At 42.4% G+C, this 26,512-nt stretch carries 31 protein-coding genes; 14 read left to right on the top strand and 17 right to left on the bottom strand.

Features of this window, described 5'->3' with window-relative positions:
• Positions 1–229: 229 nt before the first annotated feature.
• Positions 230–556, bottom strand: a complete 327-nt coding sequence (locus tag ABIN91_RS16705; RefSeq protein ID WP_348052378.1) for an RNA-binding protein — start codon at positions 554–556, stop codon at positions 230–232.
• 16 nt (positions 557–572) lie between these two features.
• Complete coding sequence (locus ABIN91_RS16700) at positions 573–992, bottom strand: hypothetical protein (RefSeq protein WP_348052376.1); 420 nt, start codon at positions 990–992, stop codon at positions 573–575.
• 252 nt (positions 993–1,244) lie between these two features.
• Here ABIN91_RS16700 and ABIN91_RS16695 point away from each other — a divergent pair, with 252 nt between their 5' ends.
• The 7 genes from ABIN91_RS16695 (at position 1,245) to ABIN91_RS16665 (ending at position 5,900) form a co-directional block, all read left to right on the top strand.
• Positions 1,245–1,667, top strand: coding sequence for a hypothetical protein (locus tag ABIN91_RS16695; RefSeq protein WP_348052374.1), 423 nt, complete (start codon positions 1,245–1,247; stop codon positions 1,665–1,667).
• 41 nt (positions 1,668–1,708) lie between these two features.
• Positions 1,709–2,161, top strand: coding sequence for a pyridoxamine 5'-phosphate oxidase family protein (locus ABIN91_RS16690; RefSeq protein WP_348052372.1), 453 nt, complete (start codon positions 1,709–1,711; stop codon positions 2,159–2,161).
• Positions 2,162–2,352: 191 nt separating this feature from the next.
• Complete coding sequence (locus tag ABIN91_RS16685; RefSeq protein WP_348052370.1) at positions 2,353–3,123, top strand: ABC transporter permease; 771 nt, start codon at positions 2,353–2,355, stop codon at positions 3,121–3,123.
• Positions 3,124–3,130: 7 nt separating this feature from the next.
• Positions 3,131–3,910, top strand: coding sequence for an ABC transporter ATP-binding protein (locus tag ABIN91_RS16680; RefSeq protein WP_348052368.1), 780 nt, complete (start codon positions 3,131–3,133; stop codon positions 3,908–3,910).
• Between the two features lie 6 nt (positions 3,911–3,916).
• The gene (locus ABIN91_RS16675; RefSeq protein WP_348052366.1) at positions 3,917–4,921 is read left to right on the top strand and encodes an MlaD family protein; all 1,005 of its coding nucleotides are present in this window, start codon (positions 3,917–3,919) and stop codon (positions 4,919–4,921) included.
• A gap of 2 nt (positions 4,922–4,923) precedes the next feature.
• Positions 4,924–5,367, top strand: coding sequence for a universal stress protein (locus ABIN91_RS16670; RefSeq protein ID WP_348052365.1), 444 nt, complete (start codon positions 4,924–4,926; stop codon positions 5,365–5,367).
• Positions 5,368–5,471: 104 nt separating this feature from the next.
• On the top strand, positions 5,472–5,900 hold the full coding sequence (locus tag ABIN91_RS16665) for a universal stress protein (RefSeq protein WP_348052364.1): 429 nt from the start codon (positions 5,472–5,474) through the stop codon (positions 5,898–5,900).
• Between the two features lie 124 nt (positions 5,901–6,024).
• Here the strand turns inward: ABIN91_RS16665 and ABIN91_RS16660 are convergent, their stop codons facing one another.
• Positions 6,025–7,443, bottom strand: coding sequence for a L,D-transpeptidase family protein (locus ABIN91_RS16660; protein ID WP_348052363.1), 1,419 nt, complete (start codon positions 7,441–7,443; stop codon positions 6,025–6,027).
• Between the two features lie 220 nt (positions 7,444–7,663).
• Positions 7,664–8,428: a patatin-like phospholipase family protein gene (locus tag ABIN91_RS16655; RefSeq protein ID WP_348052362.1), complete on the bottom strand. Its 765-nt coding sequence runs from the start codon at positions 8,426–8,428 to the stop codon at positions 7,664–7,666.
• Between the two features lie 337 nt (positions 8,429–8,765).
• Here ABIN91_RS16655 and ABIN91_RS16650 point away from each other — a divergent pair, with 337 nt between their 5' ends.
• Both ABIN91_RS16650 and ABIN91_RS16645 read left to right on the top strand, forming a co-directional pair.
• Entirely contained in the window at positions 8,766–9,959 is a 1,194-nt protein-coding gene (locus ABIN91_RS16650) for a PAS domain-containing sensor histidine kinase (protein WP_348052361.1), read from the top strand.
• Positions 9,952–11,001, top strand: coding sequence for a response regulator (locus ABIN91_RS16645; RefSeq protein ID WP_348052360.1), 1,050 nt, complete (start codon positions 9,952–9,954; stop codon positions 10,999–11,001). The genes ABIN91_RS16650 and ABIN91_RS16645 overlap by 8 nt, the downstream gene beginning before the upstream one ends.
• Positions 11,002–11,055: 54 nt before the next feature.
• Here ABIN91_RS16645 and ABIN91_RS16640 read toward each other — a convergent pair whose 3' ends face one another.
• Entirely contained in the window at positions 11,056–11,973 is a 918-nt protein-coding gene (locus ABIN91_RS16640) for a universal stress protein (RefSeq protein ID WP_348052359.1), read from the bottom strand.
• A gap of 175 nt (positions 11,974–12,148) precedes the next feature.
• Between ABIN91_RS16640 and ABIN91_RS16635 the strand changes: the two genes are divergently transcribed.
• Together ABIN91_RS16635 and ABIN91_RS16630 are read left to right on the top strand one after the other, a co-directional pair.
• Positions 12,149–12,532 (top strand): lactate dehydrogenase, encoded by a 384-nt coding sequence (locus tag ABIN91_RS16635; RefSeq protein ID WP_348052358.1) that lies wholly within the window; start codon positions 12,149–12,151, stop codon positions 12,530–12,532.
• 99 nt (positions 12,533–12,631) lie between these two features.
• Positions 12,632–12,955: a hypothetical protein gene (locus tag ABIN91_RS16630; RefSeq protein ID WP_348052357.1), complete on the top strand. Its 324-nt coding sequence runs from the start codon at positions 12,632–12,634 to the stop codon at positions 12,953–12,955.
• Positions 12,956–12,999: 44 nt separating this feature from the next.
• Here the strand turns inward: ABIN91_RS16630 and ABIN91_RS16625 are convergent, their stop codons facing one another.
• From ABIN91_RS16625 to ABIN91_RS16570, 12 genes are all read right to left on the bottom strand, one after another.
• Positions 13,000–13,995 carry an NADP-dependent oxidoreductase gene (locus tag ABIN91_RS16625; RefSeq protein ID WP_348052356.1) on the bottom strand — a complete coding sequence of 332 codons (996 nt, stop codon included), beginning with the start codon at positions 13,993–13,995 and terminating at the stop codon, positions 13,000–13,002.
• Positions 13,996–14,045: 50 nt separating this feature from the next.
• Positions 14,046–15,053, bottom strand: a complete 1,008-nt coding sequence (locus ABIN91_RS16620) for a zinc-dependent alcohol dehydrogenase family protein (protein ID WP_348052355.1) — start codon at positions 15,051–15,053, stop codon at positions 14,046–14,048.
• A 64-nt stretch (positions 15,054–15,117) separates the two neighbouring features.
• Positions 15,118–16,500, bottom strand: coding sequence for an NAD-dependent succinate-semialdehyde dehydrogenase (locus tag ABIN91_RS16615; RefSeq protein ID WP_348052354.1), 1,383 nt, complete (start codon positions 16,498–16,500; stop codon positions 15,118–15,120).
• 39 nt (positions 16,501–16,539) lie between these two features.
• Positions 16,540–17,418, bottom strand: a complete 879-nt coding sequence (locus ABIN91_RS16610; protein ID WP_348052353.1) for a universal stress protein — start codon at positions 17,416–17,418, stop codon at positions 16,540–16,542.
• A gap of 19 nt (positions 17,419–17,437) precedes the next feature.
• Positions 17,438–18,736: a hypothetical protein gene (locus tag ABIN91_RS16605; protein ID WP_348052352.1), complete on the bottom strand. Its 1,299-nt coding sequence runs from the start codon at positions 18,734–18,736 to the stop codon at positions 17,438–17,440.
• A gap of 146 nt (positions 18,737–18,882) precedes the next feature.
• Positions 18,883–19,311: a hypothetical protein gene (locus ABIN91_RS16600; RefSeq protein ID WP_348052351.1), complete on the bottom strand. Its 429-nt coding sequence runs from the start codon at positions 19,309–19,311 to the stop codon at positions 18,883–18,885.
• 68 nt (positions 19,312–19,379) lie between these two features.
• Positions 19,380–20,039, bottom strand: a complete 660-nt coding sequence (locus ABIN91_RS16595; protein WP_348052350.1) for a BON domain-containing protein — start codon at positions 20,037–20,039, stop codon at positions 19,380–19,382.
• A gap of 130 nt (positions 20,040–20,169) precedes the next feature.
• On the bottom strand, positions 20,170–20,586 hold the full coding sequence (locus ABIN91_RS16590) for an Hsp20/alpha crystallin family protein (RefSeq protein WP_348052349.1): 417 nt from the start codon (positions 20,584–20,586) through the stop codon (positions 20,170–20,172).
• A gap of 126 nt (positions 20,587–20,712) precedes the next feature.
• Complete coding sequence (locus ABIN91_RS16585) at positions 20,713–21,759, bottom strand: zinc-dependent alcohol dehydrogenase family protein (protein WP_348052348.1); 1,047 nt, start codon at positions 21,757–21,759, stop codon at positions 20,713–20,715.
• A gap of 54 nt (positions 21,760–21,813) precedes the next feature.
• The gene (locus tag ABIN91_RS16580) at positions 21,814–22,206 is read right to left on the bottom strand and encodes a hypothetical protein (protein ID WP_348052347.1); all 393 of its coding nucleotides are present in this window, start codon (positions 22,204–22,206) and stop codon (positions 21,814–21,816) included.
• A complete protein-coding gene (locus tag ABIN91_RS16575) occupies positions 22,203–22,388 on the bottom strand; it encodes an SHOCT domain-containing protein (protein WP_348052380.1) in 186 nt (61 codons plus the stop codon). Before ABIN91_RS16575 ends, ABIN91_RS16580 begins: the two co-directional genes overlap by 4 nt.
• A 267-nt stretch (positions 22,389–22,655) precedes the next feature.
• On the bottom strand, positions 22,656–23,075 hold the full coding sequence (locus ABIN91_RS16570; protein ID WP_348052346.1) for a hypothetical protein: 420 nt from the start codon (positions 23,073–23,075) through the stop codon (positions 22,656–22,658).
• A 502-nt stretch (positions 23,076–23,577) separates the two neighbouring features.
• Here ABIN91_RS16570 and ABIN91_RS16565 point away from each other — a divergent pair.
• The 3 genes from ABIN91_RS16565 to ABIN91_RS16555 form a co-directional block, all read left to right on the top strand.
• Complete coding sequence (locus ABIN91_RS16565; RefSeq protein ID WP_348052345.1) at positions 23,578–24,015, top strand: Rrf2 family transcriptional regulator; 438 nt, start codon at positions 23,578–23,580, stop codon at positions 24,013–24,015.
• Positions 24,016–24,394: 379 nt separating this feature from the next.
• Complete coding sequence (locus ABIN91_RS16560; protein ID WP_348052344.1) at positions 24,395–26,212, top strand: cbb3-type cytochrome c oxidase subunit I; 1,818 nt, start codon at positions 24,395–24,397, stop codon at positions 26,210–26,212.
• Position 26,213: 1 nt separating this feature from the next.
• Positions 26,214–26,512 (top strand): cbb3-type cytochrome c oxidase subunit II (locus tag ABIN91_RS16555; protein ID WP_348052343.1); only part of this gene is annotated, 299 nt, incomplete at its 3' end.

Here is a 26,512-nt window from a genome sequence, read left to right as displayed (position 1 = left end):
TACGATCGCTCAATATCCATGCTTCACCTATAGGTTCCTCTTTTGGCAGCGGTTTAGAAAGTAAATGCGCTAGTTTTCGGCCTCCCCAAAGGCGGTATTGATAGATAGGTTCGAATTTTAAGGGGTATAATGCATTGTTCATGTATTATAGTAAGCATATTTAATGTAATAAGTTTCGATTATAATAAGGTCTCAGCTCCATCTTGGTCCGCCATAGCATTAATAGCAATTATAATAACGCTGTTATAGGCCTTTTCTTTTTAATAAGGATCGCCTGCTGTTCATTTAATTGAAAAAGCGCTGAGGTTGTTAATATTTTATCTGCCCGGCATATGGTAAGTCGGCGGCCGTCTATGAACACGCCATTTAAAGCTTTAATGGCACGGGTAGCATCAAATTGATCAGCCATTTCCAGGAAACCATAGCCTCTGCTCTGTAGTGTTATCCGATTTTTGGTGATGTTTACTGAGGCTACTGCCCCATGTGGACTAAATAATTGAGCCAGTTCCATTTCTGTTGTGGAAAGGGCAAACCCACCGACGAATATTTCGATCATGATTATTAGTTTAATATTAGTTTTTAATAATTTCAGTATCCCTGATCGCGCTTTCAACCAGCGCAAAAAGTTCATTTTTAACGGCACGATATTCCTGGTTTAGTTTAGCCATCAGGTTTTCTAATTTGACCTGTTTGCTTGCTAATTCATCGAGATTTTCAGTAACACTGTTTTCAGAGATCAGTTCCAACTGTTTAAGTTGATCTCCTACCGATTTTATGCCCCGCTCCTCGTCTTCTTCGAGTGTGGAAAGCTTGCTCACCATTTCTTTTATGGCTTCCAGTGGTGCTGGCTCAACAACCCGAATAAAATAATCGTTTAGCAAGCGGTAAAAAAAGGCGGTTTCGATCTTGAAGAATTCAAGATCTGAGGCCCATTGCCTCGCCTTTACATAATAATGAATGGCGGGAACGGATAGGGATATAGTTGTTTCCATGAGTGTTTAGTAGGATGTTGGCTGTAAATGTCTGGCTTTTGATAAGTTCTCGATATGATTATTATCAGGCAATTCCATGATGATAATCACTGTTGCCTTAAATCGCCAAAATGTAATCAGCTGAAATCGGTTGTGATGTCTATCACGTTTATCCGTGATCTCTGTCATGGGTGCATTCTCTTGATACATGGATATTTACATCATTAATTCTTGACGATTTGCAGATGTCTGCAGATAGTAAAAGTTCAAATAATGGAAACTATAAAAGAAATTTCTGACCGGTCCGCTGAGTATTATGTGATTGCCAAGCGTTGGAAATCTGACTTGGAATTTTATAAGATCGAGTGCGCTTTCCTAAACAATCTTAAACAGGACTATTATTTTACCCGTCTTAAAGATTATCAGAATACGGAAGAATTACAAAAGAATGCCAATAAACTTCAAAAACTGCAGGCTGACATCTTAAGTGCAGAAATTAGCGTGGATGCCCAGCTTCACCAGTTGAAAGAAGTTGCAGAAAATAAGATAGAAGAAAACAGTCAAAACCTGGCACTTACCAACGCAAGGGTCGGTCATTTAATGATCAGCCTTACCCATAAATACCAGGAAATAAAGAAACAGATCTTTGCCAACGTTGAAATTGTGTTCCGGGAACTTGAATTAGCTGCGGGTTAATATAAATTATTATTTCAAGGTTCAAATTAATTAAAAACAAAATGCTAAGAGAATTAAACAGTACCCAAATAGAAGCTTTACTGAAAGGCCAGGTGATTGGCCGTATTGGCTGCCATTCTGCGGAAACCATGTATGTTGTACCTGTGAATTATATCTACGACGGCGGAAATATTTATTGTCATTCCGCTAAAGGAATGAAAATCGATATGATGAGAGCAAATCCGCAAGTTTGTTTTGAGGTGGACGAGATCAAAGAGGTTACTAATTGGCAAAGCGTGATCGCCTGGGGAAAGTTTGAAGAGATCACCGACCTGAAAGAAAAGCAGCAGGTACTGCAAAAACTGGTTGATCGGCTCACTCCATTTATAATGGATGATTCGGTGACCCGCGAACATGGTTTTGTAGATGAGGAAAGTGATGTGGGAACAAAAATTGAGCTGATCATGTATAAGATCATTATCAGTAAAAAAACCGGTCGGTTTGAAAACAGGTAATCCACTGGCAAATAAGTACCAGTTGCGATAAAACAGATGGTAGCTTTTTTATCGCCATCAGATACAATCAGACACTTAAGCTTTTGTGACGGGGATCACGCTTTTTTATGCGGAAAATCACCTGTTAAGAAATTGCAGCAGGGTACTTTTGATGGTAAGGATATTATTAAAATATCCGCTATATCGCCTGTATGTCGTTACTTGTAAGTACTAAAAAATTTCTGGATGAAACCGGAAATATAGCAAAATTCACCGGCCGCTTTTTCTCAATGGGAATAAGGCCGCATTATGAAGTAAAGGAATTTCTTAACCAGTGTTACATTATCGGTTATAAATCCTTCCCACTCATTGCCTTGACTTCCTTTATAATGGGGTTGGTCTTGACGATGCAGCTACGACCTTCACTGGTAAGTTATGGTGTTGAATCCCAATTACCGGTCATGGTAGGGTTAGCAATTGTCCGCGAGATCGGCCCTGTTATCACTGCACTGATCTTTGCCGGTAAAATTGGCAGCAGTATCGGCGCAGAGCTGGGTTCCATGAAAGTAACCGAGCAGATCGATGCCATGGAAGTCAGCGGGATCAAACCTTTTAAATACCTTGTCGCTACCAGGGTAATTGCAACCACGTTAATGTTGCCGATTCTAACCATTTTAGGTGATGCCGTTTCGTTATTCGGTGCATATCTGGGTGTCAATATCCGTTCAGTTACCAGTTTTGCCTTATTCTTTCGCCAGGTATTCCAAAGTTTGGCTTATAGTGATATTACACCTGCCGTGATAAAGACTTTGTTCTTTGGTTTTGCAGTAGGAATGGTAGGCTGTTATAAAGGATTTAATTCGAGTAAAGGCACGCAGGGCGTTGGAGTTTCAGCAAACTCATCAGTTGTGTTAGCCTCGGTACTCATCTTCGTCATTGATCTACTGGCCGTACAGGTAACCGAAATATTGGGACTTAATTAATCACCGGATGAAAGCAGCAATAAGTCCAATAACGATTAGTAAGGAGCAGATTCCCGAAGACGAAAATGTGATCGTTATCAAGCATCTTTTCAAAAAATTCGGCAGCAATGCTGTATTAAAGGATTTCAACCTCAAAGTTAAAAAAGGTAAAAACACAGTTGTCTTGGGGAAATCCGGCTCAGGAAAATCTGTATTGATCAAATGCATCATCGGCCTGCTAAAGCCTGACAACGGCAGCATTACAGTTTTTGGAGAGGATATTCCCGAACTTGATGAAGAAGGCCTGGATAAAGTCAGGACGAAAATTGGTTTCCTGTTTCAGGGAAATGCACTATATGATTCCATGACCATTAGAGAAAATCTTGAATTTCCTTTGCGCAGGCACTGGTTTGACCTTTCAGAACCGGCTATAGATAAAATGGTGCATGAGGCATTAGAAAACGTCGGCCTGGCAAAGACACTGGACATGATGCCATCAGAATTATCCGGCGGCATGCTGAAACGGGTTGCATTGGCGAGAACGATCATCTTAAAGCCGGAGATCATCCTGTATGATGAACCCACGACCGGACTTGACCCGGTTACTTCCAAAGAGATAGAAAATTTGATCCTGGCGCTGCAAAAGAAATACCAGACCACCACCATTATCATTTCCCATGATATGACCTGTGTTAAAAATATCTCCGATGTGGTGGTACTGCTGCTGAATGGACAGTGTTACATAGAAGGCTCTTATGAAGAGCTGGAAAAATCGACAGATGAGCAGATCAAACAATTTTTTGAATAAACGACCATGGCAGAACAAAAAGAAAATAATATTAAACTAGGTGTATTTGTACTGGCAGGTCTTTTTGTCCTGATCCTGACATTTTATATCATCGGAAAGAACAATAACCTTTTCGGAGCTGATTTTAAACTGAAGGTACGCTTTACTAATTTAAATGGGCTTACCGTAGGAAGCAATGTATTGTTTTCAGGGATACAGGCAGGTACGGTAAAAAGCACCGACCTTATTAATGATACAACCCTTGAAGTTACAATGCAGATCAACAGCAAAGTAAAGGCCTACATTCATAAAAATGCCTTGGCGGGCATCGGTACGGAAGGTCTGATGGGAAACAAAATTATTAACATCACACCGGTTAGCGGACCGAGCGCCGCCGTGGAGGACGGAGATCTGTTGCGGGCACAGAAAATGGTCAACATGGATGAAATTATCGCCACCTTATCCAAAACCAATAATAATGTGGCCAATATATCTGAAGTGCTAAAGGGGACAGTTTTGCGGATAGACAGCAGCGATGTTTTAAAATTGCTTAATGATAAATCTATTGGCGTTAGTTTGAAGTCTTCACTGCAAAATATCTATAAAGCCACGGGTAACGCTAATCAAATGATGATTGGAATTAATACCATTGTTACGCAGTTAAAAAGCGGAAAAGGTACCGCGGGGCTTCTATTAACGGATACTGCAATGGCAGCAAATCTGAAAGAAACAATGGTGAAGATAAAAGCTGCCGGCACCAATGCTGATAACATGACCATTCAGCTAAATGAGATCGTTAAACGGCTCAATCGTGATCTGACCAATGGTAAAGGGCCGGTACATACTTTATTAGCAGATTCTACCATGGCAAATAACCTCAGGAAGACCATGGATAACTTGCAAAAAGGTACCGATGGTTTTAACCAGAACATGGAAGCGCTAAAGCACAATTTTTTCTTTAAGGGTTATTTTAAAGACCAGGCAAAGAAAAAGAAGGAAGAAGAAGATAAAGCTCTTTTAAATAATAAATAATCATGGAGTTTCATAAAATACTGATCGCCATAGATAATTGTAAAAGCGCCGAAGTTGTCGCTTTGAATGGTTTACAGATAGCACAACAATACCACGCAGAAATTGCATTGGTAAGCATCATTGATCCGGAAGCAAACTGGGGTGGTGAACAACCCACGCCAAGGGAAATGGATGACATGATCGACGGTAACTTCAATACCAGCCAGCAAAATGTGATCGATAAAGTTTTCAAAAACTATCCCGTGAAAACATTTATAGAGCAGGGCAAACCCTACGAGATCATTTTAAAGATAGCTGACGAATGGGGAGCTGATGTCATTGTGATGGGCACCCATGGAAGAAAGGGGTTGTCACATCTGTTGATAGGCAGTGTCGCAGAGGAGGTGATCCGGCATACCAAAAAAACTTTAGTTGTTATCCCGGTTTCTGAAAGTAACGAAGCTTAATAAGTTAAAAGCCTACTCAGGAAGGACGGATTACCTTTTATTAGGTAGCAGTATATGCGATAAAGGCAATTAATTAAACAACATTTATTTCTAATCGATCAACTATGAAAAAATATAAAATGCTAATTGCTTTGGCCGGCGGCCCTTATGCAGAAAAAGTAGCTTTAGCTGGCTTGGTTTTTGGAAAGCCAATGAATGCGGAGATCTCCCTTGTCAGCATCGTAAAACCAACCAGCGATGTGAGTGAAGACGGAAGCACTTCAGCAGAGATAAGCGAGGAATTAAAGATCAGTTACCGAAAAAATCTGGAGACGCTTGTTAAAAAAATATTCCATGACTATCCTGTCAAAATCTTTGTAGAAAAAGGAAAGCCCTATTCCACAATTCTGAAAAAAGCTGCCGACTGGAGGGCTGACGTGATCGTTATGGGCATTCATACTAAGGTTGAGAATTCAGGTTATACCAAAGCCAATGACTTTGACGAGATCATTAAACAGGTTAAGATCCCCCTGATCCTCATCCCCGAGAATTGAGTTAATTAAATTCTTCCATTTTCAGGCAATGAACCACTTAAAACCGGTTAACGGTTCTGGAATTGACTTCTTTTAATACCATGGTTCCGGATTAGAAAATTGATTAAAGGCAGAAGAAGTTCCGTTAATAATTCCCGTTCCCGGAAATAATTGTAGCTGCCAGTTTGTTATCCCGGTCATAAATATCCTTTCTGAAATTAATTTTGTTGTTGCGGTCTATAAATGCGGTGAAGTAAGCGATAAAAACGGGTACCTTATTTTTTAGGGTTATATATTTTTCCTTTCCCGAATGCATGGCCTGGCTGATAGTCCCTGCATTCCATTCTGGCCGGTCTTTAAGCAGGAACTCTGCTAATTTAACTGGTTCTTTGATCCTGATGCAGCCGTGGCTGAAATCCCGGGAGGATTCCCCGAAAAGATATTTGGACGGCGTGTCGTGCAAATAAATATTATAACTGTTTGGAAAAAGAAATTTAACAAGACCAAGGGAATTTATGTTGCCGGGCTTTTGCCGTACGACCGGTAATCCGTCGCTGTGACCGATAATCTCCATATTCTGCTTTGAAAGATAGTCCGAATTTCTTTTTATCCCAGGGATAACCTCCTTACTCACGATGGAGGGTGGAACATTCCAGTACGGGCTAAAAACCACATATTTGATCTCGCCATAAAATACCGTTGTCTGGTGTACCGATTTACCAACCACAACATCACAGCTCCACAATAAACTATCGGCATGATAAACATGCATTTTAAATTCAGGAATATTTACAGATATATAATCGCCGGTTATACTTACGGGAAGCCAACGGCTGCGTTCCATATTGACTATGATTTGTTGTATCAGTTTTTTTAACGGCACACTCAATTGCAAACAAGTAGCCCTGTCTAGTATCCCATTGCTCGTAAGCCCATACCTGTTCTGAAAATTCTTTAGGGCATTAACCAACCCGGGCTCAAATAAATGACTGGTGGTATCTCCTGAATAGTCACCGAATTTGTATAACCGACTTTTTACTATTTGAACTGTTGCCGAGGTATCCCCAAGCTTACGCGACCGTGCGTTATAAATTATCGGGGGCCAGCTTTCAGCCATATCCAGTTCACGGTATTTTCTCAAATAGGCTCTTAACAATTCATACTGCCGGTATACGGGCTCCTTCACCCGGGTTTGGCTGGCCGGAGCTTTCAAAAGACTATCCAGGTAATCTCCATAGGACACCTTTTTCCTTGGAACATACCAGTTAACTGAAGTGCTTACGGAATCATTCATGCCGCCCCAGGCAACCTTTGAAAATAAAAAATATTGAGCCGTCAGCATTAGCTCCAACTGAACGTCTGGTTGGCTACTTTGGGGGTCATTGTTGTAAAATAAAGAATCCAGTATACGCTTGTAGGGAGGTATCTGTTTAATTCCTTCATTTTGCAGGTTCAGAACCCTGTTTGTTAAATTGCCCGCCTGTTCAATGACCTTACCATTATCGTACCATGCCAAAGCAAAATTCCGTTTGTGATAAAAGGTGCTGATTTCAGTTGCAAACACATCTAGCTTTGGATAACGTTTCAGGAAAATCGTAAGCTGAGTGCTATCAAAAGCCGCTTTTGACTGTCTACTAAAATTTCCCGGAATTGTTCGATCCCAAGATTTACCTAAAGAATCAACAAGGGCTTTTTTTGGGACCTTCTGTGCGCAGCCGGTAAGAAGGGAGCTGATGAGCAACCAGCAAATTAACAGGTATTTATATGGTTGACGGCACATCGTTTCAATGTCTAAATAAATTTTCGAGTATCTGCCTGTTTTCTTTAGCCTTAGCGTAACCGATTTCGAAAATATCGTCCGAAAATTTCATTTCGAACATATTATAATCGGATAGGTCTGGTTCTATTAAAAGATCGCAACGTTTCCCCTGAGCTGTAACTGTGCCGGATATGGCTAATTGGAAGCAACGCTCAAATACCTGCAACCTGGATAACGGTTCTTTTTGTGGATGGAAAAGCTTATTGACATGGGATCCAAGTATCTGGTCGCATTGGCCGATCAAACAGTCAACTGGTAAATTATTCATTACACTGCCGTCAACCAAATACCGGTTGCCGCTTTTAATCGGGTCAAACAATGCGGGAATATCGCAGGAGCCCGCCAGTACCTCAAAAAGAGGACCTTTTGAAAAAGTCATAGGCGTGCCGGTAACAATATCCGTCGCGGTAACAAATAGTGGGATCTGCAACTGTTCGAAACTGTCTGTAGCGATAGCCGCTGTTAAAACCTCCATTAAACCCTTTGGCGAAAACAACCCGCCTGATGTAAGGATAACGCCCATAATGGTAGTCGCGGAATGGTCTTTCGTAAGTTTTAAAATTTCCTGGGGTGAATAACCCGATGCATATAAAGCCCCGATAATGGCGCCGGAGCTCACACCTGAAATAATGGTCGGCTTAAGGCCCATTTCATCAAGGGCCTGCAGTAGCCCCAGATGCGCAACTCCACGGGCACCGCCGCCTGAAAGCACTAAGCCTAACCTACCCATTTCTTCATCCCCGGCATATCTTTCCTGTTAACATCTTTATATTCTTCGTGGTGAATTTATTAGTCAAAACTTATTCAGTACAGGCAAACTTCTAAAGATTTTTCAAACTTAATACTGATCTAAATCACCAATAACTATGATCCTTATCACCATTTTACTTTTGTCCTATCGTAGCGTTGATGTGAAGCCTTTTTGCAATTGAAAAGGCATCAATTAAAGCCGTTGATTGGTTGTTATCAATTGGGAAGTGATAAAGATCACTAATTCTTATGATGCTGGTCAGATTCTTATATCCTATAATGCTGATATTTACATATCCCCCTCCTATATTCAGCCCATGGAAAATGCCGCTTTATTAAAAGCAATTATTGAAAATGCTATCGACGGTATCATCACCATTGATGATCGTGGAAAAATGGAAAGTATTAATCCTGCAGGCTGTAAATTATTTGGCTATGAAGCTGAAGAGTTGATCGGTAAAAACATCTCTATATTGATGCCGACGCCCGACAAAGAAAAGCATGATGATTACCTGACTAAATACATGGAAACGGGGCTTGCAAGCATTATTGGCAAAGGCCGCGAAGTGATCGGTATGCGTAAAGGTGGCACAACGTTTCCATTCCGTTTAGGGATCAGTGAGGTCCAGTTTTCCTGCAGAAAGATCTATACCGGCTTTATTCACGACCTAAGCAGAGAAAAGATAGCGGAAGAACGGCTGCAGGAATACGCCTCACACCTGGAAGAACAAGTGGCGGTTAGGACCCAATTATTAAATGAGACGGTATCGGCGCTGCAGGACAGCAAAGAAAAGGTAAGCCAGTCCTTAACAAAAGAAAAGGAGTTGGGACAGTTAAAAAGTAGGTTTGTTTCGATGGCCTCACATGAATTCCGGACGCCGTTAAGTTCGATACAACTATCCGCAATTTTGGTGGAAAAATATTCACAGGTGGATGATCAAACTAGTGTTTCCAAACATATCGGTAAGATAAAAAACTCGGTCAGCAGCCTGACGGCTATCCTGAATGATTTTTTATCGCTGGAAAGATTGGAAGCTGGCAAAGTCGATATACTAATTTCGGATACAGATATCCTCAAATTTGGCGAAGAGATCACCGAAGAGATGCAGATGATCGCAAAACAGGACCAAAAGATCATCTATGAACATTCAGGAACGGTAAGTTTTGCAAAGATAGACCAGGCTCTATTAAAAAACTGCATTATTAACCTGATCAGCAACGCCATTAAATACTCCGGCGAAAATACATTTATTGAATTCAATACGATCATCACTGAAACCGGCCTGACTGTTATTGTAAAGGATAATGGCATTGGCATACCTGAAAATGATCAAAAACACCTATTCGAACCTTTTTTCAGGGCACATAATACCGGGAACATCCCGGGCACCGGTTTAGGATTAAATATTGTTACCAGGTATACTGAATTAATGAATGGCCACATCCATTTTGAAAGCAAAGTAGACCATGGTACCTCTTTTACCCTTTTATTTCCAATCAATCATGAGTAAAACGATCTTAATTATTGAAGACAATATTGATCTCCGGGAAAGCACGGCTGAGATCCTGGGGTTAGATGGCTACAAAGTTTTGAAAGCAGCGAATGGTAAAGAAGGGGTTGATGTTGCCATAGCACATCGGCCAGACCTGATCTTATGTGACATCATGATGCCGGAGCTGGATGGTTATGGCGTCTTATATCTATTAAATAAGAACCCGGAAACTTCTTCCATCCCCTTCATATTTTTAACAGCAAAGGCCGAGCGGCTGGATTTTAGAAAAGGGATGGAAATGGGCGCGGATGATTACTTGACCAAGCCATTCGATGATATGGAGCTGCTCCAGGCGATCCAATGCAGGTTAGATAAAAATGATAAGCAAAAAGCGTATTTCAGCAAAACCATACAAAACCTGGAAAAGCTAACTTTCGGAGCAGGTAATGGAACTGCCGAATTAAAGGCATTGATCGCAGGCAGAAAGGTAAGGCAGCTTAAGAAAAAGCAGATCTTATATTACGATGGAGACCAGCCGGTAGGTATCTACCTGATTTTGGAGGGAAGCCTCAAAACCGTCAAACTTGCTGACGATGGCAGGGAGCTGATAACGGGCCTCTTTAAAGCCGATGATTACCTGGGTATTAACGCTTTATTGCTGGATGAGTCGTTTAATGAAACGGCTGAAGCCTTAGAAGATTCGGCGATATGTATGCTTCCAAAAGAAGCGCTGGTCACTTTGCTGAACCAGCATCCGGCTATTGGGCAGCAGTTTATCAAGATATTATCCAATAACGTGCGCGAAAAAGAAGACCAGCTCCTGGAACTGGCTTACCATTCCGTAAGACGGAGGTTGGCGAGCGTACTGGTCCGGTTAAGCAAACAGTCGGCCGACAATAAATTTAAAATTTCCCGGGAAGAATTAGCTTCAATGGCCGGAATAGCCACAGAAACCGTGAGTCGTACGCTAACAGATTTTAAAGAGGAGGGGCTGATCGATAAACAAAGCAGTCAGGTACAGATCTTGGCGATCGAAAAGCTTATAAAAATGAAAAACTGATCCACTACGCTGAAAAATCTTTTTCCTCGGCCTTCATACTAATCTGAGATTGCGTTACAACTGCGCTAAGTTCACTTCGTATGAATAGTTATTTATAAGATCAGCTTTATATACGGGCGCAGTCAGGCTAAATAAATCCGGCAGGATCAGCAACGGCGTCCGGGAACGATAGGCCAGCGAAGCGCAGATGCTCTGATGGAATATCTTCCCGAAGAATTTATATCGCCGATGAACCAGGGCAAGTATATTGATGCTTTTGGAGCGTGTGAGTGCTAAGAGTTCTGATTTAATATCGTCCGCCTTGATATGATGATAAGCTACCAGCGGATGGTCTCGATTTGGTCTGAAGGATAAGGAAAACTCGCCTGATCTGCCCGTTTTATCGGGAAATTGCCGCGGTGAAACATAATTAATAGACAAAGCGGCCTCGAAAGGGGCAGCGATCTTTGCTAAATAATCTATGGCTTTGGTGTTATCAAAGCTCAGATCTGTTGCATACCCGATGGTTTTTATACCTTTATATGGAACATCCTCAGGAACGATCAGTAGCGGGCGATCCAGTTGATCGATCAGCGAATGGATATGACTTCCGAACAATAGACGCGCTAACCAATTAGACCGATGGTTGCCCGCCACTACCAGGTCGACTTTTTTTTCAACAATAATATTTTTCGTTACTTCCATTAAAGAGCCAATAGCTGCCAGGTAGGTGATCTGTGGTTCGAACATACCTTTATCTGCTAGTATTAATTTCTTCATCAGGTTACCTGCTACTTCCAATTCCAGCAGACTTTTTTTATTTAAAGCCAACTGCTTATCGCCTTTGCTGCTTTTATTGGCAAATTGCCAGTCGGGCTCTATGGCGTGGCATAATAACAGGTTGGCTTTATTCTTAATACCAAGGTATATGGCAAACTTAGCAGCACACTCTGCCTTTATCGTAAAATCGGTCAATACCAGGATTGTTTTCATGAAGTAAATTTAATCATGTAAGCGCAACTAAACTATGATTCAGGGCATGTAAAGGGGTGATAATCATTGTTGTGTAAATGTGAATCATTGACCAGTATCACCTGTATTAATGATTGGCCTCAAGTTTTAACCGCTGCTATTCCCCTACTTTTGGAAGAATTAAATAGGTGAACAAATGAAAGTTGTTGCGTACAATATCAAAACTTTTGAAAAAGCGGGGCTGGCTGATTTTAATCACCGGAAACATCGCATTACGCTCATTTCAAATCCCCTTGGCGAGGAAACAGTAGCCTATGCTGCCGGAAAGGACGCAGTTATTGTATCCGATAACGACGTTGTATCAGCGCCCATCATTAATAAACTGGCCGATATGGGCATTAGATATATAAGCACCCGTTCCGTGCATATGGACCATATCGACGCTGTTGCGGCTGATAAACGAAATATAAAAATCGCAAATGTAGCTTTAGCGCAAGTTGCCGGACAAACCATCAGGAACCTTGATAGGTGGCAACGGGAAACAAATTTAGCTGCGGGTTCACGGCAAAAGACTGCTTAGTGTTGAGCCAGTAACTTTCTGCGAAATAGAATTTAAAAGTAGCCTTACAAAAACACGATTAAAACTTTCACCTAATAATTAAACCGTCAGCGCAAAGCCATGAACGCCTTTAGTAAAAGTGACCTCCACTACCAAAACCGGTATAGCTGGAACAATGAGAAAAGATTGGGTTTATCCCGGACAACTTTTGCAGTCAATATAATTTTTAACCGGCATGACGGACCTGAAGTATTAGGCCTGATCAACAGGCTGATGCAACGTCATAACCTTTCCAGCATGAAATCGGTAGAGAAGATGGAAACCATGCTCATCAACCTTCCCTTTGAAGAACAAACGCATCGCCAGGTAGGAGAATGGATCATGAACCACTGGAACAAAAAGGTTCCCTATCCTGAAAATGCCCGCCTGGTCATGGCCGGTTAAACAGATTTCCTTTTCGATCTTTCGCTGGATTTAATTCTTTTAGGCTAAATTTTTACGATCATTTTGCCTTCGTTCTTTCCTTCAAACAGATCGATCAACGCCTGGGGGATGTTGCGGAACCCTTCATAAATAGTTTCGGAATAAGTTAATTTACCTTCTTTTATCCAGGCCGCAAGTTGTTTGGTAGCTTTCGGGAACTCTGAAGCATAATCTGAAACCAGGAAACCCTGCATGGTGATACTTTTCCCGGTAATTACGGACTGCATGGATAGACACTGGTGATCCCCTGTTAAATTGTAGAGCGATATGGACCCGCAAACAGGGATCCGTGCAAACTTATTTAAATTCGGCACCACCGCATCGGAAATCGCCCCGCCAACATTGTCAAAATAAACATCAACACCATTGGGGCAGGTGCTCGCTACGGCCGCTGTTATATCCGGCGAATCCCGGTAATTGATTGCATCATCAAAACCAAATTTAGTTTTCAGTAGCCTCGCTTTATTCCCATGGCCGGTAATACCCACGACGCGGCACCCCATAATTTTACCGATCTGGCCCGCGATGCTGCCTACCGCGCCTGCTGCGCCTGATACGAGCAGTGTTTCTCCGGGCCTGGGTTTGCCAACAACGGTTATCCCAAAATAGGCGGTCAGTCCGGTCATCCCTAGAACTCCGAGATATGTGGTTAGCGGCGCGGCTTCAGGGTCAATCTTAAGCAGTTTTTCCCCGTCCGATAGTTGGTATTCTTTCCATTGCAGCATACCTGAAACGAAATCACCCTTATTAAAGCCCGGATGTTCCGATTGAGTTACTTCAGCAACGATGCCTGATACCATCGGTTTATTCAACTCAAAAGGAGACGCATAAGATTTAGAATCGTTCATCCTTCCCCGGAGGTAGGGATCAATGGATACATATAAAGTTTTTAAAAGAATTTTTCCACGGCCGGCCTGTGGCATCGGTTCGATGATAAAATCAAAATCACTGTAACCTGGTTTGCCCAATGGCCTGTTTTTTAAGTTAATGACGTTGTTCATGATAATTAGTATTTAAATAATATGCAAAAGGCATCAAGAGTGTTGTACGGCTATTCCATCAGTAATACAGCCGCCCCCTGGATCTTGCCGTGCCTGAGTTTGCTTATCGCTTCGTTAGCCTGCCGCAGATCAAACTTTTGCGTTTGGGTATGGACAGGAATGGTCTTCAATATCTCAAAAAAGTCCTTTCCATCCTGACGGGTCATATTAGCTACGGATCTGATACTTCTTTCCTCCCACAATATTTGATAAGGAAATCGGGGTATATCACTCATGTGAATACCACCGCAAATGACCTGCCCGGCTTTATCCAGATCCCTCAGTGCCTTAGGGATCAAATCTCCAGCAGGTGCAAAAATGATCGCCGCATCCAGCTTTTCCGGCGGTGTTTCATTACTTCCGCCTGACCATCCGGCACCCATTCTTAGCGCAAAAATCTGTGCTTCCTTATCAGCTTCCCGTGTAAAGGCGAAAATGCTTTTCCCCTGAGCTTTAGCTATCTGGGTAATAATATGAGCTGCTGCGCCAAAACCATACATCCCGATTTTCCTGGCTGATCTGTCGATCATGCTGTATGACCGGTAACCGATCAGGCCGGCACACAGCAGTGGTGCGGCCTCCGGTTTGACATATTCTCCGGAAAGCGGAATGCAAAAACGGGAATCCGCCAGGGTGTACTCTGCAAATCCACCATCAATATTATAACCCGTGAATTTGGCATTGTCACATAAGTTTTCTTTTCCGTTTAGGCAGAATTTACAGTGCCCGCAGGTATAACCCAACCAGGGAATGCCCACCGGGTCGCTTATTTTAAGATTGGTCACTTCCGGTCCTGCAGCCACTACTTTGCCAATAATTTCATGACCGGGAACCAGCGGAAGTTTTGGCTTGGTTAATTCACCATCTATTATGTGCAGGTCGGTGCGACAAATACCGCAAGCGGATACTTTGATCAGTACTTGTTGACCGGATGCAACCGGAACGGGGATTTGTTTATAAACAAGGGAATGCCCTGACTGTTCCAGTACCATGGCATTCATTGTTTTTGGTATTTTCATTTTAATGGAGTTAAATGCTGGCAGCCTGGATTTTTATTTACAAGCTGCCGGTATAGTTGAATTTCTAAAAGGCGTCGGTCAGGGCACTCACCCGGATCAGCTTTTTATTTACAAATTCATCGATACCCAAACTCGATAATTCCCTGCCATAGCCGGAATGCTTGGTACCGCCAAAAGGCAGTTCAGGCGTTGTCCAGGTGGGGTGGTTGATAAATACCATACCGGTATCGATCTGGTCTGCAACATGTTTACCGCGTTCAATGTCTTTGGTGAATACCGATCCGCCTAATCCGAATGAAGAATCATTGGCCAGCAGAATTGCTTCCTGCTCATCCTTTACCCGGTAAAATGAAGCCACCGGCCCAAAAAGTTCTTCGCTATAGGCTGCCATGCCCGGCTTCAGATCAGTCAGGATGGTCACTGCCATAAATGCCCCTGGCCGATCCAGTCTTTTGCCTCCTAAAGCAACCTTTGCGCCGGCATCAACAGAACGCTGTACCTGGTCCGCAAGATCAGCGGCGGCTTTTTCACTGCTTAGCGGGCCTAACTCAGTCTCCGCATCCATCGGGTCACCTACCTTCAAATCGGTTAGTTTGGCTTTAAATTTGGATAAAAACTCATCCGCTACACTGTCAATTACAATAAAGCGTTTGGCTGCAACGCAGCATTGCCCGGTGTTGTTCATACGGCCAATTACCGCCCAGTTCACAGCCTGATCAATATCCGCATCTTCCAATACGATAAAAGCATCATTACCTCCGAGTTCCAGTACAGACTTCTTTAGATTTTTTCCTGCTACGGCTGCGATACTGCTTCCGGCCGCTTCGCTTCCGGTTAAAGATATCCCTTTGATACGGTCATCGGCAGCTAAAGCAGATGCCCTGGGGCCAGAGATGAGTAAGTTGGTATAAATACCATTTTGGGCACCGGCTGTTTTAAATATTTCTTCGATTGCGATCCCGCATTGCGGAACATTCGAGGCGTGCTTAACCAGTACGACATTACCGATCATAATATTAGGCGCAGCAAAGCGTGCCACTTGGTAAAACGGGAAATTCCACGGCTCTACACCCAGCAGGATACCGATGGGAGAATGTCGGATCAGCGCCTCGCCCTGTTTAGGATCAAGGATCTTGTCGTCCAGAAAATTCTCGCCGTTCAATGCGTAATAATCAAAGATGTCCGCGCTTAGATCTATCTCTCCACGGCTTTGGTCAAGCAGCTTGCCCATTTCCAGGGTGATCATCGCGGCCAGTTCTTCTTTTCGTTCACGCATAATGATAGCTACCATATGCAATAGATTGGCTCTCGATTTATAACTTGTTTTTCGCCAAATTGCAAAAGCTTTTTCAGCTTGTATCATTGCAGCTTCTACAGCTTCAGGGGAACTCTCCGTAAAGGATTTTACCACCTGGTTGGTATTTGGATTAATGGTTTGAATAGACATGATATATTGGATTTATAAATTATTTATGAAATGTTAATTTTAGAAAACAGGGACAGCGTAGGCCGGGGAAGGGAAAATCAGTAAAGGAAGGTGGATGGTTGCCGCAACCTCTTTAGTAAAACTGCTTTTAAACAGATTCTGCAGAAACGTTTTATGACGGTGTACCATTACCAGCATATCGATCTGGCCGTGTTCCGAGATCCAGTTCAACCCGTGCCCGACATCTATACTTTTTACGCGGCGATAATAGATCTTTGCAAAATCAATCTTACTGGTAATGTCACTTAAAAAAGTGTCTACCTTGTACTGCAACTCCAGGTCGTCATATTTTTCATCCGCGATATGCACAATTAATAGCTCCGCGTTGAATGTACCGGCCAAACCTGCTAGGGAATGAATCTGTTCTATGTCACCGGTGTTTAAGTCGGTAGCAAAAGCTATCTTATCAATTTGCTGGAACTTTTGGTGCTCGCCAATAACCAATACCGGCAAACTAACCTGGTCTATAATCTCATCGAGATGATTGCCGGTCATCCAGGTTGACATCCCCTTTTCATGATCGCCGATCACTAGTAATACCGTATCCTTCTCAGCTTCCAGCCCTTTTAGATAGGTGTTGAAATTGCCGTCATGGCATTCATATTCTATAGCCGGTTTAAAGGTGCCGGTCATTCCAACGGAATATTCCTTTTTTAATTTGGCGCCGAACAATTCAAGTTGATGGAGGCTCTCGCGTTTCAGGGCTTCATAGTCTTCCATCGGCCAGGCGATCTGGGCCGACAGCGGATCTTCTGATGGCACGAAAAAAGAATTATATAATTTGATGTCAGCGTGGATTTTCTCCGCCAGGCACAAGGCATATCTGGCAGCATTTTCAGCCCGTTTAGAGAAATCTGTTAATACAGCTATCGTTTTCATAGAGGTGTTAATTTAAAATTTACAGGCCACTTTTGTTTTTTAGCACAAGCAGTTGCTGTCTATTGTATAATTCCATTTCCAGGTCGTTATCCAGGTTGTAGATGTCTTTATATGAAGCGATGATGCCTTCGTTGATCTCAAGTGTGAGATAGGTGATGATTACCGGGACCGCTTTACCCAAGACGAATTTTTCTCGCCTACCGTTATGGAGGGCCTGGTGTAATTTGGCTAATTGTTGGTTCGCACCGTCATATTTCAATAGCAGTTCAGCCAGCTTTTCCGGCTGCTCTACTGCGATGTAGCCTGTACTCACGGCTCTGTTCTGCTTGCTGAATGCCAGTCTGTCGGCCAAGCCCCGGATATTCATTAGAGGTAAGTTATTTAACGCGAAAACCAAATTGAAGGGTGCTTCTTTCGGCTGCGTAGTAAAAGCGTTCAGCGCATCCTGGCGAACAGGTGTCGGCGCAGCCGGTGAACCAACGATCACTTTAAATTCATAGGTAGAGTCCGGCGTAACGAACTCCAGGGTGAGCGAGGGAATATTGACCTGGATAAAGGTAGATTCATTCTTCTCCACCCAGCGTAGACGTTCCATATTGATAGCCATTTTCCTGATCTCAGATTCAGGAAAGGAATAACACTCCGCGGTTACCCTTCCTTCCAGCAGGTGCATCCGGTATTGTAGATTGGTATAGGCCTTAGATTTGGGTTGAACATTATCAACAGCAAGGAAAAAATCCCCCTCTCGGATCGCTTTCAGTAATTCGGCGTTTGCGCTAAAGCCGGAAGAACTCTTTCCGTCGATCTGCGAAGGACGGTGTGCCGGGTTTAATTTACCATAATGAAGATCATTCATCAAGGTCAGCATAGCATCGGTCAGCAGCCTGTCAAAACGCAATTTTTCAGCAAGGCTTGTTTTCGAAAACTTGGAGGTATAGCGGTTCAGTTTGTCGTACACCAATTCCTTCGGATGGTAATCATCATGGTTGAGACCGTACTGCAACACACAATCAAGCATGATCATCGCGTCTGCCGCGTGCGTTTTCACGGTATCTGGTGCGATCCATAAAAGTTTTTTACCTGCCTGGCGGTAAATTTGTTTTACCTCTTGGGGGTAATTTAAATACTCCGGATTATTTTTTGCCGCTAACGACAGGTGCAACTCATTTGAAAGCGAAACCTCTTGATCTTTGGAAATAGGTTTGTTCACGAATTGTCCGTAAACAGTTTGGCTAAATGGGACAACGTATATGCCGACCAGCAAAATTATTTTTATACCTGATGTAGAATTATTAGCGAACCTGTCCCAGACTTTCATAAAGCACTATTTGAATAGGTTAAAGGTGGCACTTATGCGGCGGGTATTTAGTGACACGGATCACTCCAAAGACTGTTTGTCAACACAAATGGGTATTATGAAAGCGTCTATAACAAGCATTCCTGGTTAACACATAACTACCGCATTTAGAAAAACCAGTTATCGCTTATTTTCAGGTAACACACTTTCAACGAGTGAAACAGTTCTCTTTTTACCTCGCTGTATTCCTCGATTAAGGAACGTATCAGAAATTCAAGCTCCATTTGTTTGCAGGCGAGTTCGACTTCATTTGCTGGTATGGGTATGACTGCGCGGCTGGCTCGTTCCAGCATTTCAAACTGTTCATTGAGGACATGGTCAGAATAATTTTTGTCAGCCTGCAGTTTTAGCAGGCGCTTAACGGTAATTATACGCTTTTCAGCAAAGGTCTTATCGGAAAGTAACGGTATACAGCCTTGTAGTAGATTTTGCAGAAAGGCTGTTTCTATTGTAAAAAAATTAATTTCAGAGATCCATTGCCGGGCGGCAACCTGATAATGACGCGAACGGTCGGGTTGTGTAATATTGTATAACATAACTTGTTTTGCAGGTATAAGTAAACCTTTTAAAAAGGCTGCCTCTTTTTGAAACAGCCTTTTACATTTTAGTCATCAAAGTCAACCAGCAACTCGTTGTCAACCGAATAAACGCCGGGTGCATTCCAGGCTAATCTTCCGGCTTCATCTTTCTGATATAAAGAAGAAACTGTTCCGGTGAGCGTAACCCGGTTACCTTTAACTTTTACGTCAACATCCTCATCATCAATGGACCAGCTTCGTTCCAATGCGCATTCTACTGCTGCTTGCTCAACAGCATCTTTTGATTCGGATTTGATAGTAATATTATTTGATACCCCTTTTACACCGGTCAGATTTGCCACCGCTTTTTTAGCGGCTTCTCTTTGGTAATTCCATTCCAGTTCGCCTTCCAGGGTTACCCAGCCGCTTTCAACTTTCACTTTGATCTTATCGGCAGGAACTTCCCAGTTCCATTTCCAGGCATTCAGTACCTCATTAGCAATTTCGGTATCGTTCTTTTTAAAGGAACTGCCGTAATTTACTTCGATGGTCTCTGCTACCGCTTTTACCCCGGTCACACTTTTGGCCGCATTTTCAGCTTCCGTTTTCTTGGAATAACTGTCTACAACGCCGGTTAAGGTGATCACACCATCTTTAGCAGTAACGCCGATTTCGGCTGCATTCAATAACGGTTCCCATTTGATCGCGTTTTGAACATCTCTTTGCAATTCTTCGTTAGTTTTCATTTTTTTAAATTAGTTATAGATGAATTATTATATCGATTAGTAGTTTACAGCGAAAATTCAAGGATGTTCAAAAGGAAAAATGGCACTACTTCATTTGGCAATTGATGGTGAAGCCCGCTGGTCGTTTAGGTCACTCAACTTTTACATGTTTTTTTCCAATGAGGAACCTATTTGTTTTTTTGAGATCAATAGTGAGTATACCGTCGTGGTATTCCGCAGAAATATGACCCACCAATATATCTTCCGGCAAGCTAAAAGAGCGATTGATTGACGACCTGATATATTCATTCCGGGTAAAATTATCCGCCTCTTTAGTTTTTTCATGCTCGCTAGTTGCGGTGATGGTAAGCAGGCCTCCTTCCGAAATAATGTTAAAGTCGCTTTTTTTAAATCCGGGGGCTGCTATTTCAAATTCGTATTTATGATCCGTTTCCCTGATATTGATCGGGTAAAGAAGTGCTATTGGATTTGACGGTTCGTCTGATTTTAGGAATTCTTCCACCGAAGTTTCGGCGGGAAAGTTATCTAACTTTATTTTATTTGACATGAGCGTTAATATTTATGGTGTAAAGGTCAATGTTTGCCAGAAATACGATCATGATAGCGGTCAGTTAATTGAATGACCTTCATCATAACCAGCCTATTGCGGACGGACACGACGATACAAATTCGTTTAGGGGGCTATGATTACTTTCATTGCCTTTTCTTTCGCAGCATTTCCAAATACTTCATAAGCCTGTAATATATCGTCGAGCTTAAAATGGTGCGTGATGAGTTGCTTTGGATTTATTTTCCCTGAAAGCACTGTTTTTAATAGCATCGGGATTGTATTGGTATTGACCAGGCCCATGGTGATCGTGATATTTTGTATCCATAGGTTTTGGATCTGCAGGTCGACGCTATGCCCGTGAACACCAATATTAGCTAGGTGGCCTCCCGGACGTACAATGTTCTGGCAGATATTAAACGTTGCGGGCGAGCCAACAGCTTCAATGGCCACATCAACCCCGTCCTTCGTTTCGGCCATGATCCGCTTTATGGCATCTTCTTTTGCAGAGTTGATCGTATCGGTTGCACCGAATTTTTTGGCTTGCTCCAGCCGGTTTTCATCCAGATCGATCATGTAAATTTTAGCCGGCGAATAGAATTGAGCGGTCAGTAAGGCTGACATGCCTATAGGGCCGGAACCTACAATAGCGATCGTATCTCCCGGTTTTACACAACCGTTCAATACGCCTATCTCATGCCCGGTAGGCAGGATATCGCTGATCATTACTAATGACTCTTCGTCCGATCCTGCGGGAACATGATACAGGCTGTTATCAGCATGTGGTATGCGAACATATTCTGCTTGCGTGCCGTTGATCAGGTATCCCAATATCCAGCCACCATCTTCGCAATGGCCATACATTTGCTTTTTGCAGTATTCGCAACTACCGTCGGCGGTAATACAGGATATGATAACATGGTCGCCTTTCTTAAAATTACGTACCGCGCTGCCAACTTCCTCTATCATGCCTATACCTTCATGGCCCAGCGTAGTGCCCGGGAGACACAATGGGGATTTTCCATGTAAAATACCAAGGTCGGTACCACAAATGGTGGTTTTTAATACCTTAACCAGGGCATCGGTCGGCTTTATCAAAGTTGGTACAGGTATCTCTTTTAATTCAATTTTACCTGGTCCGCCGTAGACAAGTCCTTTCATTGTAGTTTTCATAATATTTGTTTTTAATTGATTTGGTAGTGCGTATGATCAATGATTTTTAGTGTGTTATGCTGCTTTTTTGGCGGATCTTTCATCCATTTCCCGGATCTCCGTATTGTCTTTTTTTAATTCAGCACGGGTTAATGCGAATAAGCTCATGTAAGTATTGGCGATCCATACCAACGCAAAGCCGGCAATGACATAGCCGCGCCAATCGTTAAATAATAGCTGGTAGCCGGAAAAAATCAATACTAAAATGGTCACATAGTGACTGAAGCAATACTCGCAGGTGAACAGGTAAAAAAACTTTCTTTCTAATATTGTTTTTCCCTCCCGGCTGCGCCTGCCAAAATATTCTCTCGGCTCGCGGAACACTTCTTCGTGCGTCACCGTCCAGGCTATACAGGCGATAGGAATAGCAAGTATAAAAAGCCAGGCCAATTGCAAGAGAATGGTCATACAATATCTCTTAACAAAATTTGCCTGCTATTCTCAAATTCTTCTTTGCTAATTGACCCTGAAGCAAAGCGTCTTTGTAAAATGTCGAGTGAAGAATTTTTAGGTTTTCGCTGACCTGGAATATTGTAGGGGACCGCAAATATCCATAGAATAAGTATGATCCACGCGAACCACCAGATCATATCCATTCCCCAAAATTGATAACCGTTGTACATCATGACTTTAAAATTTGATTTTGAATAAATTACAAAGCGGCATATGGTTAGTGTTTTAATTTAAGCCCGCCAAGCCTCGCTTAGTGATGTAAAGGTCGCCGATTAGGCTTACCTAATCGTGATGCAGGTCAGCATAAACCATGATGTTAATCATGCAAGCGAGTGGGAGAAAATAGAATAATCGAAATGGCTGCCTTAAAATTCAACATATCTTAGGGTTGTATCACCCAAATTTCAATTCGGAAAAACGAGCAGAGGTATAGTTATGTGCGTGGGCAGCGTATAAATTTGATATTGGCTGACGATATCCTCAAGGTGAAACCGATGGTTGACTACTGCCAGCAGGCCTGTATTCATGCCGTAAGCTAATACATCATATACCTTTTCAAGGTTTTTTTCTTTGATCTGATCGAAGAAAAGTTTATCATATCGGAGGTGGCTGCTTATTTCATTATTAAAGATATCAAGGGCCTCTTTCGTTTCCAAAGACGGCAAACCGCTCATTGGCATATGAGCGAGCAATAGGCTGGCCTGATAGGGTGTGGCCAGTTCAACCAAATAGTTCAACAATGATAATTTACAGTAGCGCAGATCAGTAATATGCACCATGCACTTAAAATCTTCTATTTCCTGTCTTTCCGGTACGAGGAGCATGGGGCATTTTACCCGGTTTAAAACGGCCTGTACGCTTTCCGCGCTATGCCGGAGAAAAGGCTTCTTCGCCCAGTATTCCCAGACACATTTATAGGAAATCATGGGTTGATTAAGACTCCAAAGTAATTACAAGCAGCCAAATATTCATCGCTGTGATAAGTAACTACATTTCACCACACACTACCGCGCCAACTTCAATTCCGTTACCCATCTCGCTCGATTGCGCAGGAATAGTTCTCATACCTGAGAAGACCCCATTAATGATTTTTCTTCATATTCTCACGGCAACACGCGAAGGTAAACCACAAAAAGAAAGCAGGGTATATTAATAATTGTCATTGTGTTTTTTCTTACGGAGGCACTCACCCTTGAATACATTCTCGTTTTTCTTGTGGTAAGGTTTGATAAAATCTCCTTGCTTTAGAGTGTTATACTATTTTTAACAATAAAAAAGATAAAAAACTCTTTTATTGTTAAGCATTTCTATACCTTTGCCATATAAATGGCAATTTTTTCAAAAACATGCGAATATGCGATAAGGGCGATATTTTTTATTGCGCACAAAGCTTCAGCAGGGGCTAGAGTGGGCATAAAAGAGATCTCCGCAGGTATTGATTCCCCGGAACATTTTTTAGCTAAAATTTTGCAGGATTTAAGCAGAAAAGGTATTGTTCAGTCGGCAAAAGGACCGAATGGAGGATTCTATTTAGATGAAGCGGCCTTAAAGCGCCCATTGGCTGATATTGTCGAAGCAGTTGATGGAAATGGTATTTTTATCGGGTGCGGATTAGGACTGAAACAATGCTCAGAAGTCAATCCCTGTCCCCTTCATAATGATTTTAAAATGATACGCAATCAAATACATGACTTGCTTCAAAGAACCGCCATCAGTGAATTTAATGAGGACCTTAATCTTGGAATTGCCAGTTTAAAAAAATAGTTTTTTTGCTAAATAAAAGATAAAAAGATATTAATATATAAAATAAAACAAAATATTGTTAATTGGGTTATGAATAATACTCTTCCCACTCTCTTAAAAATCCGACAATGACTTCTATACTTCAAGTAAATCAGACCGATAACAATTTGCCTTGGGAAATCTTGATTTTCGGGTCAGTTATTGTTATTCTTTTAATATTGGCCATTTGGCTTTTAAAAAGTAGTAACCGCCTGGAAGGTACCATAGACCATTCCGAAACCAGTTGTAAAACATGGCTAAGGAACCATTTGAAGGACCTCGACCATCATCAGCTGGACATCTTGATCAGACATTATTCTTTGAGTGTTTCAGAGCCGCTACAAGACACTAAGCCACAACCATGAAGAAAGCTATAACTCTATTATTCTTTGTCTTATCTGCATCCACGCTGTTTGCCCAATCGGCCGATACAGATACCAATATCTGGACAAACCCCGGTGTGCTGATCACGATCACTCTTATTTTGATCCCCCTATTGATCGCAGTGTACCTGGTGGCTGTGAAAACAAATAACATGGTCAGTAGGATCCGTGGCAATAAAATCAGAAAAGATGCTAAATATTTGGCCACATCGCTACATGAGCTGGACACGAAAGACATCCTTGCAGAATTGGTCAAGAGAAAACAGGCGGTGGACTATAAACTTAGCAATATAGAACTTGCGGGGGAATTCCCGCCGGAAGATAAAAAAGGCCTGCTTCAACATATTGCAGAAGTCAATAGCCCTCGATTCCTGGCATCAAAAAAGAAAGCGGTCAAAAGACCCGACATTGATCCACAACTGACTAAACTTATTTTATGGTACTTATGCACCGCGACTTTTTGGCTGGTGCTAGGCACATCTGTCGGTGAATATCTGGGGATAAAATTTGTTTCCCCGGATGTTGATCACATAAGCTGGTTAAGTTTTGGGCGCTTACGCCCGGTGCATACCAATATGGTGTTTTGGGGCTGGTCCTCGCTGGCGATGATCGGGCTGGGTTACTATGTAGTTTCAACGGTAAGCAATACCGTAGTAGCGAGCCTTAAACGTGGCTGGTATGCGCTCATACTGATCAATGCTTCCGTCATCGCTGGCAGCGCTTCGCTGATGGCAGGCATCAATAACGGTGGGGGCGAATACCGGGAATATGTATGGCCTGTCATGCTGTTGTTTGCCATCGGTATCATAATCACGCTGGTTAACTATTTGCAAACCATCGCCCGGCGTAAAACCAAAGAGATCTACATCTCTAACTGGTATATGGTTTCGGCGGTTATGTTTACCATCGTGATCGCGTTGGTTGGCTATTTGCCTTTCTGGCAAAACGGCCTTGGCGAAACCATAGCGCAGGGTTATTATATGCATCAGGGGGTAGGTATGTGGTTTATGCTGTTTAATCTTGGGTTGATCTATTATTTTTTACCCCAGCAATTAAATACTCCTATTTATTCTTATAGCCTTGGTATCCTCGCTTTTTGGACACAGATCTTGTTTTATACGCTGATAGGCACGCATCATTTTATATTCAGTGCTATACCGTGGTGGTTACAAACAACCGCGATCATAGGGAGTATGGGTATGTTGATACCGGTGTTTGCCGGAACAACCAATTTCCTGATGACTTTCAAGGGGAACTGGCATAAAATAGGTTCCAGCTATACTTTGCCGTTTTACCTGGTAGGTATTATCTTTTATTTTACAGGATCTTTTCAAGGAACGGCAGAGGCTTTCCGTTCGGCAAACCTATACTGGCATTTTACAGACTTCACGGTGGCCCACTCGCACCTTACTATGTATGGCATTATTGCTTTTATGCTTTGGGCTTGTATGTATACCCTCGTCCCCCGACTGACAGGAAAAGAGCCCCGCCAAAGTTTGGTGGGCGCGCACTTCTGGATGGCCTTGATTGGTTTGATGTTTTATACCATACCGCTAATGATAGGTGGCACTTTAAAAGGCATGTTATGGATTGATGGCAAACCTTTTATTGACTCTGTAGTGCTTATGGCTCCTTATTGGCTTTGGCGTGCTATTGGTGGTTCGCTGATGTGGGCTTCGCACTTAATTTTCGCCTATAACCTGTATGATATGATTATGCACAAGGAAGAGATCGACTTGCAAAAAACTGTTTTTGAGGAACTTGATAAACTACCTGTTAATTCAACTGTACGATAACATGGATATTTATAATAATCATAAAAGGCTTTTCGGAGCAGCCATTATTCTATTTATTGGCTTAACCATGTTCGCAGCTATACTTCCTGCTTTAAATTCACAGAACAACAATGCCCCATTACCAACAAGCAAACCATTAAATACGGAAGAAATAGCAGGTAAAGGCATATTTATACGGGAGGGCTGTATTGCCTGTCACACCCAACAGGTCAGAAACGTGGATATGGACAAAATGTGGGGTACAAGGCCCAGCATCGCCGCTGATTATGCGCGGAACGTACGTACTGATGTATGGCGTAA

The organism is Mucilaginibacter sp. (genome assembly GCF_039921305.1).
Classification (GTDB): domain Bacteria; phylum Bacteroidota; class Bacteroidia; order Sphingobacteriales; family Sphingobacteriaceae; genus Mucilaginibacter.
Note: the sequence above shows the minus strand (reverse complement) of the source record. Positions and strands in the feature narration are given on the sequence as shown.